This is a genomic window from Vibrio mytili (assembly GCF_000830505.1).
GTDB lineage: Bacteria > Pseudomonadota > Gammaproteobacteria > Enterobacterales > Vibrionaceae > Vibrio > Vibrio mytili.
The window spans coordinates 35,360-49,672 of record NZ_JXOK01000033.1; the positions used below are offsets into that span (position 1 = coordinate 35,360).

Consider the following 14,313-nt stretch of genomic DNA (forward strand, 5'->3'; position numbering starts at 1 on the left):
TATGAGTCATTGACTCAGTCTTTCTCTTGCAACTGGTAAATACTTGCCTCGATGGTCAGCTTCACTTCTGGATAGAGTAAGGAATAGAGCAAGCTAGCGAAGTACTGTGTTTTTTGACCATCACAGTTACCATCGTTGTCTAAGTACGCTTGCTGTTTCAACGTATTGAACATCGAACTGAACACGGCTTTGTCGAAGAACTCTGGCGCATTAATACCGTGTAAACGACCTAGGCGCTGAGCGATGTCTTGGCTTTTCTGTTCCAGATCGGACTTGCCCAGTTCAGGGTAAGCAACTAAAAGGTTCATTGTAATCGCGTAGCGTTGTAATGTTTCGCTGATGGTTCTACCCAGCAAGACAAGTGGCAGGATATTTGATTGATTGATCTCCATTCTGTTGCCTTCCAGACAAATCATTTTCTGATCTGCGAACTCGTGAAGCGTTTTTACAACCAGCGCATTCAAGTCGTCAACTTGATAGCTTAAGAAAAGCTCTTTTTGTAAAAACGGATAAGCCAATGCAACGTGTTCCTGGACGTCTTCCACCGAGAGGTTTCGCTGGCGTACAATCATTTGGGCAATCAAAGACGGTATCGCAAACAGATGGATTATATTATTGCGGTAATAGGTCATTAGAATCGACTGACTACGGTCTAAAGAAATAATATCGCCCATGCTATCGGTTTCGGTAACAAACTTGTCAAGTGACAGCGCGTGCTCAACGAGCTCTTCCGCACTTTCGTTCGGAATAGTAGAGGTGCTTGAGTACGGGTTGTTCTTAAGTAGTTTTAAATAGCATTCGATTTGCTGAATCAAAGAGTCACGAGATAGAGCCCGTTGACGAGATGAAAGGAGTGCGGTTGCACATAAAGTGAGAGCGTTCGCCGCTGCTGCATCGTTAATGTGCGTCATCATCTTATCCGCAAGCTGGTTAACCACAGGATTCATCCATTGTGGTTTATTGCTGCCCATCGGGTTGATGTCTTTGGTCCATTCTGGCGCGTTTTCGTTAAGATACTGATTGAGCTGAATCGGCTCACCAAAGTTCACGTAGCCCAAGCCAAAGTTGCGTAGTTTACGCAACGTGCGCAGTACCAGCCCTGCATTTTCTTTTTCTTTACGTTTACCGCGCAGTTCTTTAGCGTAAGTACTTACTTCCATGACGTGTTCATACCCAATGTAAACGGGCACTAACGTTACTGGCCGGTTAAGGCCGCGCAGCATCGCTTGAATGGTCATGGCGAGCATGCCAGTTTTCGCGGGCAGTAAACGACCTGTGCGCGAACGCCCCCCTTCACTAAAATATTCAACCGAATAACCTTTAGCAAACAACTCTGCCAAGTATTCACGGAATATGGTTGAGTACAGTTTGTTGCCTTTAAAGCTACGGCGAATAAAGAAGGCTCCCCCGCGACGGAAAATTGGTCCTGCAGGGAAAAAGTTCAGGTTTATCCCTGCGGCAATATGCGGAGGCACCATGCCTTCATTATATAAAACGTAGGAAAGCAGTAAGTAATCCATGTGGCTGCGATGGCAAGGCACGTAAACAATTTCGTGACCATCTTGTGCCAAGCGACGTACCGTTGATGCATTATTGATGTGCAAACCTTGGTAGAGCTTGTTCCACAACCAGCCAAGTACACGGTCGCCGTTTTTGACTAGGCTGTAAGAAAAATCAGCCGCGATTTCATCCATGATGTCATGGGCTTCTTTACGTGCTTTATCGATGGAAATGTTTTTGCTTTTTGCTGTATCTGCGATGGCGAGTTCAATTGCGGGTGATTTTAGTAGGCGTGCAAATAAAACTTGTCGCTGTGGCAAGTTTGGTCCCGATGCCGCTAGTTTTTGACGCGAAAAATGGATACGAGCGACACGAGCAAGTTTGTGCGCGATTGCATTGTCTGTACCATGAGAATCGGCCATATAGCGCAGTGACACCACGGGGCTAAAACGCACCAAACAATCACGACCAGCCAGCATGACAGCTTTGGCTTTTTTCGGACCGTTCATCGGTTGTAGGTAGGGTTTGTGATGCTCTTCTTTACCTGGTTTACGCCCCCAGAGTACGGTCGCTGGCAGCATTTGTACATCAAGTTCTTTGTCAGTGTTATGCTGTTCTAATAACTCACTAAACAGAGAAATAGATTCACTGGGTATGTGGTTGTCATTGCCAACGACGGTGGGGCGTGCGGCAATGAATACGAATCGGTTTAATGTTTTGCCATTGATTTCCAGTGGGCTGAGCGGGTCCGGCAGGCCAAGGCTCATGGCTTGTTTTTGCAGTGTCAGCAAATCCACGTTCGAACGAAATGGTAAGGCATATACAATCGGTTTCGTTGGATCGATGTCGAGATCATCAATCGGTTTGGATGGGATTGCGGTGCTCTTTACCAATACCGATAGCGGTAGTTTTAGTAATGAACGTGAAAATGATTGTCCAGAAGACATAAAGTTCACAGCCTCGTAGATATTCAAACAAGCCTAACCTTATTTCAGTGTCCGCAAGGCTCATCTTCTCAGAGCCAAAATAAGCACGGCAGTAGAAATAAGCCTAGGCGATAAAATTTAAGCGCGGCAAGGATACCAGAAACTGGTCAAACCTTTTAATTTTATTGAACATCAATAAGGCGCAATCTTAAATTGTGGATTGAGTGTTCGGTTGCATTTGTTCCTTGGTTAAGTGGCATGAGACGACGGTTTTAAGCAATTTTGTCATTTGATGAGTGCAGACTTTCACTACTCAAAGCAAATAAACTAAAAAACAATCAATTGGGTTTTCATTTGACCATTTACTGGATATACTCACAGTTAACTGTATAAAAAGACAGGTGAGACATGAAGCCGTTAACGCCACGCCAACAACAAGTTTTCGATTTGATTAAAAGTAAAATCGATGACACCGGAATGCCACCCACTCGTGCAGAGATTGCGCGTGAGCTTGGCTTCCGCTCTGCAAATGCTGCAGAGGAACACCTAAAAGCGCTTGCGCGTAAGCAAGCAATTGAGATTATTCCAGGTGCATCTCGAGGGATTCGAATTCTGCTCGAAGACGCTGCCAATGACAATGAAGGCTTACCTCTGATCGGTCAGGTTGCTGCAGGTGAACCCATTTTAGCGCAAGAACATGTAGAAGCGCATTACCAAGTCGACCCAGGAATGTTTAAACCACAAGCTGATTTTCTTCTCCGTGTAAATGGTGAAAGTATGAAAGATATCGGCATTATGGATGGTGACTTACTGGCGGTGCACAAGACTCAAGATGTGCGTGATGGTCAAGTGGTTGTTGCTCGCGTAGATGATGATGTGACAGTGAAGCGTTTAGAGCGTAAAGGCTCCACAGTGTTGTTGCATGCTGAGAACGAAGAGTTTGCCCCAATCCAAGTCGATTTAACTTCTCAACACTTAACGATTGAAGGCTTAGCGGTAGGTATTATCCGCAATACCGATTGGATGTAATGTAAGTCAGCCATAATAGCCCAATTTTTCTGGGCTATTATGTATTCACTTTCTGATGGCTTTTGATTTTTACGCACTCATTCTCTACTGGTATTTCGCTCAAATCTTGTCACTTCCTTCCTCTTGATAATGCAATTGATATTTATTATCATTAAGTTATTCTCATGACTTATTATTGGCGCAGGAAGTGCCCATGTCTCAACCTAAGCATCAAGTCCCCAATCATCTATTGAAACCATTATTGCTGCGTAGCCGTGAAAGCATGATCGATGATGGCTTAGTGTATGACCCGATCGCAGCGAAAGCCTGTTTAAGTTGTAAAATGGCGCCAGACTGCCTCAGCGGCGATGTGGCGCAAAAGCAGCTGTTACACGTCACTTTGACTCAACTGTGTGATGCTCGAGTTACGCATTTTTTACAGCAGTATCCAGATGCTTGGGTGATCAACGTTGGTGCGGGCCTAGATACTCGGTTTTATCGGTTAGATAACGGACGTTGTCATTGGATTGAGCTGGACGTGACGGAAAATCTGGTGTGGCGTCAAAGGCTTTTTCATAACAATGAACGCTACCAACACCGTATTGGCAGTGTGGAAGAAATGTCATGGCTTGAATCAATAGATATTCCAGACAATGCACCAGTATTGGTGGTATGCGAAATGGCGTTGCTGGATTGTCCTAAACAGCTTATTGCGAGGTTTATTCAAACCTTAGGGCATCATTTTGTTTCCGCGGAAGCGTGCATGGTTCTCGCTGGCGATCGGACTGGGAGTAAGTGGGGACAAAAGCTTGGTTCTGATCATTATGCTCATGGGCTGGAAGCACCGAGTGAACAAGTACTTAAGTGGTTACCTTGGGCGCAGTGGTACATGTGTTTTCACCATTCGACCGATTTTGTTCGCGTTGGAAAATATGGCAGCGTTGGTTGAACAAAATTCCGATGTTGAAGTATCGTCTCACTCCAATATTGGTGCATTTAAAATGGTGATTGTTTAATTATTCATCCCTCAGGTACACTCGCTATCTAATCAATGAGGTGCCTGTGACAAATTCCATTTTCTCTCCTTTATCTAATCCTTTGGTACACCGTCAGGTGTTAGCACTGGCTATCCCTATGGTGCTATCAAATATTACCGTCCCGTTGCTTGGATTAGTTGATGCGGCGGTGATTGGTCATCTCGAACATGCTTGGTACTTAGGCGGTGTTGCTTTAGGCAGTACCATGATCAGTGTGACTTTCTGGTTGCTCGGTTTTTTACGCATGTCCACAACAGGGCTGGCTGCCCAGGCATATGGACGTGACGATGGTAAACAATTGGCGTTAGTGTTCATGCAAGGCACATTGATGGCACTGCTTTTTGCACTGTTGTTTTTGATTGCTCATAATCCGATTGCTGATGTAATTTTTACCTGGAGTGATGCCAGCCCTGAAGTAAAACATTACGGCATGCAGTATTTTTCTGTGCGAGTCTGGAGTGCGCCTGCGGCGCTCTTGAACTTTGTATTATTAGGTTGGTTGTTGGGAACGCAGAATTCCAAAGCACCGATGTGGATGGTGATCATCACTAACCTCATTAATATCGCGCTTGATGTCTTATTTGTGTTGGGCTTGGGCTGGAAGGTCGAAGGGGCGGCATTGGCGTCCGTGATCGCAGACTATTCGGGCATGGGGTTTGGCTTGGTTTGTGTGTGGAAAACATGGCAGGAAAAGCAGTTACCATCACCGAAAACGTTACTCGTGGAAACCCAGAATGGGTTGGGGCGCTTTGTTAAACTCAACCGAGATATTTTCTTACGCTCATTGTGCCTGCAAGCTGCCTTTAGCTTTATGACCTTTCAGGGCGCGAGTTTTGGCGATGATGTCGTTGCAGCCAATGCGGTGTTGATGAGCTTTCTGATGATCATTTCTTACGGGATGGATGGTTTTGCCTATGCGATGGAAGCGATGGTTGGTAAAGCCATTGGTGCCAAAGATAGGCAACAGTTGAGCGCCTCGCTGGTGGGCACTTTCTTCTGGAGTTTCATTATTTGTTTGGGACTGACGGTGGTATTTAGTTTGGCCGGATCGCAGTTGATCGCATGATCACCTCGATAGTTCAAGTTCAACAGCAAGCTGAAGAGTATTTACCTTGGTTGGTCGCAATGCCACTCGTTTCTATGTGGTGTTTTTTGTTAGATGGGGTATTTGTGGGAGCGACTAAGGGAAAAGATATGCGCAACAGCATGTTTGTCGCGACCAGTGTCTTTTTTGTGGTTTTCTATTTGTTTTCTGGTTGGGAAAACCACGCACTTTGGTTGGCGATGACCAGCTTTATGCTAATGCGTGGTATCGGGTTAGGTTTGATCTTTATTTATCAGTGGCGCAAGGACACGTTTCTGGCTTAACTTTCGAGATAAAACAACAGCAGACTCAACGTCTGCTGTTGTTTATGTGCTGGTTGTCTTTCAGATTAAAACAAGCGGTTCAAGCCGTTTAAAGCGGCGACACGATAAGCTTCTGCCATGGTAGGGTAGTTAAACGTGGTATTGACGAAATATTCAATCGTGTTCGCTTCGCCTTTTTGCTCCATGATTGCTTGACCGATGTGAATGATTTCTGCTGCTCGCTCACCGAAACAATGAATGCCAAGGATTGCTTTGGTTTCACGGTGGAACAGGATTTTCAAACTGCCGATATCTTTACCCGCTATCTGTGCTCTTGCCAAATGTTTGAACGAAGAGCGCCCAACTTCATAAGGCACTTTCGCCGCGGTGAGCTCTTGCTCTGTCTTCCCCACCGAGCTTATTTCTGGGATGGTGTAAATACCCGTTGGAATATCATCGATGAGGTAATTTTCCGCCTGACCTTTGGTAATGGCTTGAGCGACAAAGCGTCCTTGGTCGTATGCAGCGCTTGCTAGGCTAGGGTAGCCAATCACATCTCCAACAGCATAGATGTGCTCCGCATCAGTTTGGTAGTTGCGGTTTACCTTTAATTGTCCACGAGAGTCCGATTCTAGGCCTACAGCCCCTAGGTTGAGTTTGTCTGTGTTGCCAGTCCGTCCGTTTGCATATAGTAGACAGTCAGCACGCATTTTCTTGCCAGACTGTAAGTGAATGATCACTCCATCTTCTGTACCTTCAATTTTCTCGTAAGTCTCATCATTACGAATGACGACGCCGCTGTTCCAGAAATGGTATGACAGAGCATCAGAAACTTCGTTATCTAAGAAAGACAGCAAGCGATCTCGGGTGTTAATCAAATCGGTTTTGACCCCTAGACCACGGAAGATCGAGGCGTATTCACAACCAATCACGCCCGCACCATAAATGATGATATGACGAGGGTCATGTTTCAGGCTTAGGATAGAGTCGCTGTCGTAAATGCGTTCGTGTAAGAAGTCCACATCGTTAGGTTGGTAGGGACGAGATCCTGTTGCAATCACAAACTTGTCTGCGGAATAAACTTCTTCCGTGCCGTCTTTTTGCATTACGGCAATAGAGTAATTGTCGATAAAGCGGGCCGTACCAAAAAGTAGCGTGCATTGATTGCGGTCGTAGAAACCTTGACGCAGGCGCGTTTGCTTGTCGGTGACGGACTTTGCATGACCTAGAATGTCAGAAAATGTCGCATGCAGGCTGGTGTTATTACCACAAAAAAGAGGGTTGCTATTGAACTCAATAATGCGACTAACAGCATGGCGAAGTGCTTTGGATGGTATGGTTCCCCAGTGGGTGCATCCACCACCGACGCTGCTTTCCTTTTCAACGATGGCGACGTTCAGTCCCGCTTTAGTTAATCCCATTGCCGCCCCTTCTCCGCCAGGGCCACTACCAATTACGATCACGTCATAGTGATTAACATCCGCCATGATGCCTTCCTTGTTATAAATACTTAACATTGCTTTAGCGCAATGTTAACTCATTAATGGAAGTGGGAACATGCTGCAGCAGTGAGAGAGTGGATGTGATCACGTAGAATTCTTTGAAAGAACTAATTGCGACGTTGAATGTCTATAAATTGATGTGATTCGATTGCAATCAGAGGCATGCCAGTAGTAACGTTATGTAGGTCTGTCGACGAATAACGTCGCTTTATATGCGGTGAGGATATGCGTTATATTTAGGCCTTCTCACTTAATAGAATCAATGAGCAGTTTAAGAATGAAGTCGATGGGAATCCGCGCGCAGCAAAAAGAAAAAACACGTCGATCATTAATTGATGCGGCCTTTAACCAACTTAGTGCGGATCGCAGTTTCTCTAACCTCAGTTTACGCGAGGTTGCCCGAGAAGCGGGTATTGCTCCTACTTCTTTTTATCGCCACTTCAAAGATATGGATGAGCTAGGCCTGACCATGGTTGATGAAGGTGGGTTGTTGCTGAGACAGTTGATGCGGCAAGCGCGTCAACGTATAGTCAAAGAAGGCAGTGTGATACGCACTTCGGTTGAAACCTTTATGGAGTTCATTGAGAGTAGCCCTAACGTTTTTCGCCTATTACTGCGTGAGCGTTCTGGTACCTCTTCTGAATTTCGTACCGCAGTTGCTCGAGAGATACAACATTTTGCAGCAGAATTAACCGAATATTTGATGAGTACCGGAACAACCAAAGAAGAGGCGTTTACTCAAGCAGAAGCGTCGGTGACTTTGGTTTTTAGTTCGGGAGCTGAAGCTTTAGATTTAGATCGACGTGAGCGCGATGAACTTGCCGAGCGATTGATCATGCAGTTGCGAATGATAGCCAAAGGTGCTTTTTGGTATCGCAAAGAACGTGAACGTAACCGATTGAAGGGCGGAATAGAGTAATGACGAATGGAAATAAATCTGAAAAGAAAACGCTGATTTTAGCTGTGGTTGCCGGTGTTTGTGGTGATGCTTTATTGTCATGGTTGACCATGAGTGAAGTGTCGTTCTCCATTTTTCCACTGATTGCGCTTGTGCTAGCAGTACAGGCGCTTTACCAAGAATATTTGAACAATCCAGTATCAGAGGACATCCCTTTGGTTGGCTTGGCATGTTTCTTTGTTGGGGCGTTCGGCCACTCCGCTTTTGTTAAGGCGCAGTACCCAGAAGCAGGCTCCAACTTCTTTGCCATATTAGTCTCGATGGTTTTGCTTGCATGGATTGGTAAGAAGCTTGGCTTTATGGAGAAGAAAGCCTCTCCAGAAGCAGAATAAATTCAGCATGATGTAAAAAGCGAGCTAAATACAGCTCGCTTTTTTTATGCCTGACGCTGGTGGCTTATGCTTTACGTTCTAGTAAAACACCCGCTTCCATATGGTGGGTATAAGGGAATTGGTCAAACAAAGCAAAACGAGTGATATGGTGTGTTTCGCTCAAAATATCTAAATTCTCTTTGAGTGTTTCTGGGTTACACGAGATGTACATGATGCGCTCGTAACCTTGAACCATTTTGCAAGTATCGACATCCATACCTGAGCGTGGTGGATCGACAAAGATGGTGTTGCAGTTGTAGCTCTTCAGGTTCACACCTGCATCTTGTAGACGACGGAATTCACGTTTACCTTCGATTGCTTGCGTAAACTCTTCTGCAGATAGGCGTAGGATCTGCACGTTCTTAATCTCGTTTGCGGCGATATTGTATTGCGCAGATACCACAGAAGGCTTCGCCAGTTCTGTTGCCAGAACACGGTCAAAGTTTTGTGCTAGCGCCAGAGAGAAGTTACCGTTACCACAGTAAAGTTCTAGTAGGTCGCCTGTGCTCTCTTGAGTACAATCAACGGCCCATTCCAGCATCTTTTCTGCCACTTTACCGTTTGGCTGTGTGAAGCTGTTTTCGACTTGTTGGTATATGTAGCTTTGGCCATTCACGTCTAGCTTCTCAATTACGTAGTCACGATCTAGGACGATTTTCATCTTACGTGCACGCCCAATGATGTTTAGGTTAAAACCTTCATCATTTAGACGTTGTTTCAGTGCTTTCGCGTTTTCAATCCATTCATCATCAAGCTGGCGGTGGTAAAGCAGCGAAACCAGGATCTCACCACTTAGTGTTGATAGGAAATCCACTTGGAACAGTTTACGGCGCAGTGAGTCATTGTCTTTCATTGCATCAATTAACAGTGGCATTAAGTCGTTAATCAGACGGCTGGCCGCTGGGAATTGGTCCACACGGTATTTTTCACGAGTTTCTTGGTTGAACATGATGTAGTAGAGGTCATCCCCCTCATGCCATACGCGAAACTCAGCACGCATGCGGTAATGCTGCTCTGGTGATTCAAACACTTCCAGTTCTGGCACATTGTACGGCGCGAACATATCAGTGAGACGTTCGACTTTTTCAGCCAGTTGTTCTGGGTAGCGTTGTGGATTGACATCAAGAGTAGCCATGTTCTTACCTTTGTGTGGTGCATTCAATTTAAGAGCGCAGATTTTAGTCAATCTCTACGTTATGTCCAGTTTTGTGCCTGAATTGTCCGAAACATCGTATGTACAAGCTGAATTGAATGGAAAATTGCATCATTCATTTCAATACTCACCATCAATATAGACTGGACAAATAATCGATTGCTGAATAGTATCTGCCTCAAGCTGGTGCTGTTTAGAAATCTAGACGGCTGAAAAGGGAATCTGGTGAAAGTCCAGAACTGACGCGCAGCGGTAAAAGAGAACGAAAGCTCAATAAGACACTGCATGAGTTTATGTGGGAAGTCGAGTGAGTAGGAAGCATGATTATTTTGCTCTTAAGTCCGAATACCTGCCAGTAAGCGAGCCATGACACTAGAATGCCAATTACTGACTAAGGGCAGGGCTCGAAGGAATTACGCGACTTAGGACAACATAATGAAAAAATCTGCACTGGCGATCACTCTGGCATCGCTGCTTTTACCTGTGTCTTCTCTACAGGCCCAAGAAATTTCCGCTGACGAAACGATGATAGTGACAGCGAATCGATTTGAGCAAGCACAAAGTAATACTCTTGCTGATGTTGAAGTTGTTACACGTCAAGATATTGAGCGCATTCAAGCAAAGACTCTACCTGATGTACTGCGTCGCCTTACGGGTATCCAAGTCACCCAAAATGGTGGTCGTGGTCAACTCGCCTCTCTGTTTGTTCGTGGAACGAGTTCAGACCAAGTGCTGGTGCTGGTAGATGGCGTCCGTTTTGCTCGTGCTGCGAAAGGCGCAGTGGATTTTAATCAAATCCCATTAACTTACGTCCAACGTATTGAGTACGTACGTGGAGCGCGTGCATCCCTTTATGGCTCAGAAGCTATCGGTGGTGTTATTAATATCATTACAGTGGCGCGCGCCGAGGACGAAAGCACCAAGCTGAGTGCAGGCTTAGGCAGTCTTGATTATCAGGAGTTAAGTGTCGCGTCTGGTATTAAAGTCGGAGAGAGCGGGCAGGTGAATCTAGCTTTAGGCACTGAAAGTGATGATGGCTACAATGTTCGTCCCGTTGCTGGTGTTAACGATGGTGATCGCCATGGTTTTGAAACAAAGAATGGTTTGATTGGCTACGTACATAATTTTGATGGTCAGTGGTCAGCGTTTGGTAACTTTCGTGCCTACGAAAATGTGTACCAATACGACAACAGTTATGGCAGTCGTGCATATTATGAGGCTGAAAAAGATGATTTTTCTGCTACGGTGGGAGGGAAATACCACTCGGGCAACTTGATATCAGAACTGCAAGTGACAGCTCAGAAGCAAAAATCATGGGACTATGAGAAGTCTGCGGGTAAACATTCAGGCCGAGAGGACGAGTTAGAGCAGCAAAATGTTCAATGGACAAATAGTTACTTGTTAAACAGCAATACTACTCTTGCTGGCGGTGTTGATTGGCGCAATGAGTCGTATGTAGATAAGAATGCGAATAAAACGTTTGATCGCACCAATGGCGCCGTGTTTGGGTTGGTCACGACAAGTATAGATAAAGCGACGTTAGAAGGTAGTGCTCGTGTTGATGACAATGAAGAGTATGGCAGTGAGTTCACCTACAGCTTAGGGGCTGGATACCAGTTTATTCCAGAGCTTGGTGCGAAGGCCTCTTTTGGTACTGCTTTTAAAGCTCCGAACCTTTATCAGCAATATGACCCAACTTATGGAGAGAAAAATCTAAAGCCGGAAGAGTCTGATGCATGGGAGATCAGCTTTAGCGGTGATGTCCAAGGTGTATTCTGGTCGTTAACAGGTTACGACTACAAGATCACTAATCTTATCGATTATCATCCAACAACGTATAAATACATGAATGTCGATGGGGAAACGCATATTCAAGGCGTTGAATTAGTTGCTGAGTTTGATACTGGAATAGTTCAGCATCAATTAAGCGCAGATTACAAAGATGCAGAAGATGATGAGGGACACCAACTTCAGCGCCGTGCGAAGGAAATGTATAAGTGGAACGCGTTGGTGAATTTTGATCAAGTCGATTGGAGCATCAGCTATCAATATATCGGTAAACGCCCCGATGTTGACTACAACTCATGGCCATCTCAAGATGTCTACCTATCTTCTTACTCATTGATCGATACGGCGATAAGTTACTATCCAAATGAGTCCACGACCATTAGTGCGCGTGTAGATAACTTATTGGACGAAGAATATAAAACAGCGTTAGGTTATCCAGCAGCAGAGCGAGCTTATTATCTCAGTGTTGGTTACCAATTCTAATTGTTAGCTGAGCATTAAACCGCCTCCGGGCGGTTTTTGTTTTTACGAGTTAAATGGAATTATCATGAGTAAACTTAAACGCGTAGTCATCAGTTGGTCGAGCGGAAAAGATTCCACATTGACGCTGGAAAGGTTGAAAGAAGACCCAAACTATCAAGTTGTCGGCCTCTACACGACTTACGTTGGTAGTGAGGTTCCCTTTCAAGCTACGCCACTTGAAGTGGTAGAAATGCAAGCGGACTTACTTGGTCTTCCATTGATCACGATCGAGCTTCCTGAAACCTTCCCGAGCAACGACATTTATCAATCGACTATCGTCAACGGATTACAAAACAGTGGGTTGAATGTGGAAGCGGTCGCGTTTGGCGACATGTTTTGTAATGGCATTGCTGATTATCGACGCAGTTATATCGAGCCAGCTGGCTGGGAGTGCGTATTCCCCTTATTAGGCGAAGAAAGTAAAACATTGGCTCTCGAAATCATCGAACGTGGTATTCAAACGATGCTAATTACCACCGATGGTAATATTCTGGAGTCGGATTGGTGTGGTCGTTGGTATGACAAATCACTCATTGATTCATTACCGAGAAATGTTGACCCTTGTGGTGAGAATGGGGAATTCCATACATTGGTCACATCTGCGCCATCTTTTCAAGGACATATCGAGCTGATAACGCTTAATGTAGAAACTGGAGAGCGGTTTAGTCATCAAAGATACCATGCCAAAACATTGCCAAAACAAATCTAAGCAGTATGATCGCAACGTTTCTATTCTGTAGGTAAAGCTCGTGCGAGTAGCAAGTAAGAAAAAAGTTCTAGTATTTGACTCTGGCGTTGGTGGTTTATCCGTATTCCAAGAAATACACCGATTGTTACCACACATGGATTACTTGTATCTATTTGACAACGAAGCTTATCCATATGGTGAACTAGAACAGGATGTGCTGATCACTCGCGTTAATAAGCTTGTGGCTACATTGGCGAAAGAGCATCAAGCTGACATAGTGGTCATCGCCTGTAATACGGCAAGTACCATAGTGCTTCCTTCTTTGCGTGAGAGCTTATCGATTCCAGTCGTTGGTGTTGTTCCTGCGATTAAACCAGCTTCTCTTTTAGCATCAAAAGGGGTCGGCCTTATTGCAACACCGGCGACAGTTACACGCCAATATACCCACGAATTGATTCGGGATTTTGCTCAGGGCAAGCCCGTCGAGCTTTTGGGTTCGACTCGGTTGGTTGATATGGCAGAAGAGAAATTACGGGGTAAATGTGTTTCGCTCAACGAGTTAGAGCATATTCTCCTGCCGCTGAAAGATAAAGTTGATGTCGCTGTGCTCGGCTGCACGCACTTTCCTTTGATTAAAGAAGAAATTCACAAAGCGTTGGGTGGTGAAGTGACACTCGTTGATTCGGGAGCGGCAATCGCGCGTAGAGTCAAAACATTACTCTTTGAGGATTCTGTTGGAGAGAAGAAAAGTGAGGGGACGAAGTCGATTTATGCCAGTGCATCTCCTTGGCAAGAAGATGCACTGAATCGTTGTTTAACGACGTTGGGATTTAGTCCTGTTCAAATTTTCCGTTGTCCGGATGTTTAGGATCGTTGGCAATACGAACCTTCAATGTCCTTTCCATATATTCCTTTTCATTTAAACTGGAGATGGCTGGTTTAACATCTGAAGCTGCCATTACCACAAAACCAAAGCCCCTCCGTTTACCCGTGCGTTTGTCTTTCATTAAGCGGACAGCATAGACTTGACCATACTCTGAAAACAGATCACGGACGTGACTCTCGTTTGCTTTGTAAGGGAGATTGCCAACATACAAGGTCTTCGTTGATGGATCGTTGTCGTTAGATTGGGTGATGGGTGCTTGGCCAGAAAATGAAAATAGAAAAGCAGTAGCGGCAACACCGATGATAAAGCTCAATGCAGGATGAATGGCCCATTGAGAGAAGATTACTCCTCCAATTACCGCTAATCCGGAGCATAAGATCAGATTTTTATTTGAAGTCATTTTGATTACTACACATAGATGATAAAGAAAAAGTGTGTCTATTTAACAGAATAGACACATGAATCTTACGTCTATGGTTGGCGTTTTTCCAACCAATTGCTGTGATATGTCTCAAATGTGTTGAAGAAATATGCTATTTCTCTTCTTTTGGTTGATTAGTGACCGGTTGAGCTGATTTTATAAAAAAAGAGTTGCTCTCTTAACGCATCTCCCTATAATGCCGCATC

General features: G+C 44.9%; 10 protein-coding genes, 2 pseudogenes and 1 riboswitch. Of the genes and pseudogenes, 8 read left to right on the forward strand and 4 right to left on the reverse strand.

The features are described from left to right. Positions 1 to 14 precede the first annotated feature (14 nt). A complete protein-coding gene (gene plsB / locus SU60_RS09320) occupies positions 15 to 2,447 on the reverse strand; it encodes a glycerol-3-phosphate 1-O-acyltransferase PlsB (RefSeq protein WP_041155299.1) in 2,433 nt (810 codons plus the stop codon). Positions 2,448 to 2,834: 387 nt separating this feature from the next. On the opposite strand from plsB, the gene lexA reads away from it, so the two are divergent. The 3 genes and pseudogenes from lexA (at position 2,835) to dinF (ending at position 5,839) form a co-directional block, all read left to right on the forward strand. Then, on the forward strand, positions 2,835 to 3,455 hold the full coding sequence (gene lexA, locus SU60_RS09325) for a transcriptional repressor LexA (protein ID WP_041155289.1): 621 nt from the start codon (positions 2,835 to 2,837) through the stop codon (positions 3,453 to 3,455). Positions 3,456 to 3,648: 193 nt separating this feature from the next. Next, positions 3,649 to 4,442 (forward strand): annotated as a pseudogene (locus SU60_RS09330) (class I SAM-dependent methyltransferase). Between the two features lie 54 nt (positions 4,443 to 4,496). After that, positions 4,497 to 5,839: pseudogene (gene dinF, locus SU60_RS09335) on the forward strand (MATE family efflux transporter DinF). A 65-nt stretch (positions 5,840 to 5,904) separates the two neighbouring features. On the opposite strand, the gene sthA reads toward dinF, so the two are convergent. Further along, a complete protein-coding gene (gene sthA / locus SU60_RS09340; RefSeq protein WP_084735744.1) occupies positions 5,905 to 7,335 on the reverse strand; it encodes a Si-specific NAD(P)(+) transhydrogenase in 1,431 nt (476 codons plus the stop codon). 262 nt (positions 7,336 to 7,597) lie between these two features. Between sthA and fabR the strand changes: the two genes are divergently transcribed. Both fabR and SU60_RS09350 read left to right on the forward strand, forming a co-directional pair. Continuing rightward, positions 7,598 to 8,239 carry an HTH-type transcriptional repressor FabR gene (gene fabR / locus SU60_RS09345; RefSeq protein ID WP_041155291.1) on the forward strand — a complete coding sequence of 214 codons (642 nt, stop codon included), beginning with the start codon at positions 7,598 to 7,600 and terminating at the stop codon, positions 8,237 to 8,239. Next, positions 8,239 to 8,610 (forward strand): YijD family membrane protein, encoded by a 372-nt coding sequence (locus SU60_RS09350; RefSeq protein WP_041155292.1) that lies wholly within the window; start codon positions 8,239 to 8,241, stop codon positions 8,608 to 8,610. Before fabR ends, SU60_RS09350 begins: the two co-directional genes overlap by 1 nt. 64 nt (positions 8,611 to 8,674) lie before the next feature. On the opposite strand, the gene trmA is transcribed toward SU60_RS09350, so the two are convergent. After that, positions 8,675 to 9,784: a tRNA (uridine(54)-C5)-methyltransferase TrmA gene (trmA, locus tag SU60_RS09355; RefSeq protein ID WP_041155293.1), complete on the reverse strand. Its 1,110-nt coding sequence runs from the start codon at positions 9,782 to 9,784 to the stop codon at positions 8,675 to 8,677. A gap of 185 nt (positions 9,785 to 9,969) precedes the next feature. Beyond that, positions 9,970 to 10,173: riboswitch (cobalamin riboswitch) on the forward strand. Between the two features lie 64 nt (positions 10,174 to 10,237). Here trmA and btuB point away from each other — a divergent pair. From btuB to murI, 3 genes are all read left to right on the forward strand, one after another. Then, positions 10,238 to 12,073: a TonB-dependent vitamin B12 receptor gene (gene btuB, locus SU60_RS09360; RefSeq protein WP_041155294.1), complete on the forward strand. Its 1,836-nt coding sequence runs from the start codon at positions 10,238 to 10,240 to the stop codon at positions 12,071 to 12,073. Positions 12,074 to 12,137: 64 nt separating this feature from the next. Beyond that, entirely contained in the window at positions 12,138 to 12,821 is a 684-nt protein-coding gene (locus tag SU60_RS09365) for a Dph6-related ATP pyrophosphatase (protein WP_041155295.1), read from the forward strand. Positions 12,822 to 12,861: 40 nt separating this feature from the next. Then, a complete protein-coding gene (gene murI / locus SU60_RS09370; protein ID WP_041155296.1) occupies positions 12,862 to 13,668 on the forward strand; it encodes a glutamate racemase in 807 nt (268 codons plus the stop codon). On the opposite strand, the gene SU60_RS09375 is transcribed toward murI, so the two are convergent. Beyond that, positions 13,631 to 14,086, reverse strand: coding sequence for an RNA recognition motif domain-containing protein (locus tag SU60_RS09375; protein ID WP_041155297.1), 456 nt, complete (start codon positions 14,084 to 14,086; stop codon positions 13,631 to 13,633). The genes murI and SU60_RS09375 overlap by 38 nt on opposite strands. Positions 14,087 to 14,313: the final 227 nt, after the last annotated feature.

Bases quoted from the DNA above. Each gene is read 5' to 3' on its own strand.
- sthA (WP_084735744.1), bottom strand. From the start codon at position 7,335: ATGTTAAGTATTTATAACAAGGAAGGCATCATGGCGGATGTTAATCAC.
- plsB (WP_041155299.1), bottom strand. From the start codon at position 2,447: ATGTCTTCTGGACAATCATTTTCACGTTCATTACTAAAACTACCGCTA.
- btuB (WP_041155294.1), top strand. From the start codon at position 10,238: ATGAAAAAATCTGCACTGGCGATCACTCTGGCATCGCTGCTTTTACCT.
- fabR (WP_041155291.1), top strand. From the start codon at position 7,598: ATGAAGTCGATGGGAATCCGCGCGCAGCAAAAAGAAAAAACACGTCGA.
- trmA (WP_041155293.1), bottom strand. From the start codon at position 9,784: ATGGCTACTCTTGATGTCAATCCACAACGCTACCCAGAACAACTGGCT.
- SU60_RS09375 (WP_041155297.1), bottom strand. From the start codon at position 14,086: ATGACTTCAAATAAAAATCTGATCTTATGCTCCGGATTAGCGGTAATT.
- lexA (WP_041155289.1), top strand. From the start codon at position 2,835: ATGAAGCCGTTAACGCCACGCCAACAACAAGTTTTCGATTTGATTAAA.
- SU60_RS09350 (WP_041155292.1), top strand. From the start codon at position 8,239: ATGACGAATGGAAATAAATCTGAAAAGAAAACGCTGATTTTAGCTGTG.
- SU60_RS09365 (WP_041155295.1), top strand. From the start codon at position 12,138: ATGAGTAAACTTAAACGCGTAGTCATCAGTTGGTCGAGCGGAAAAGAT.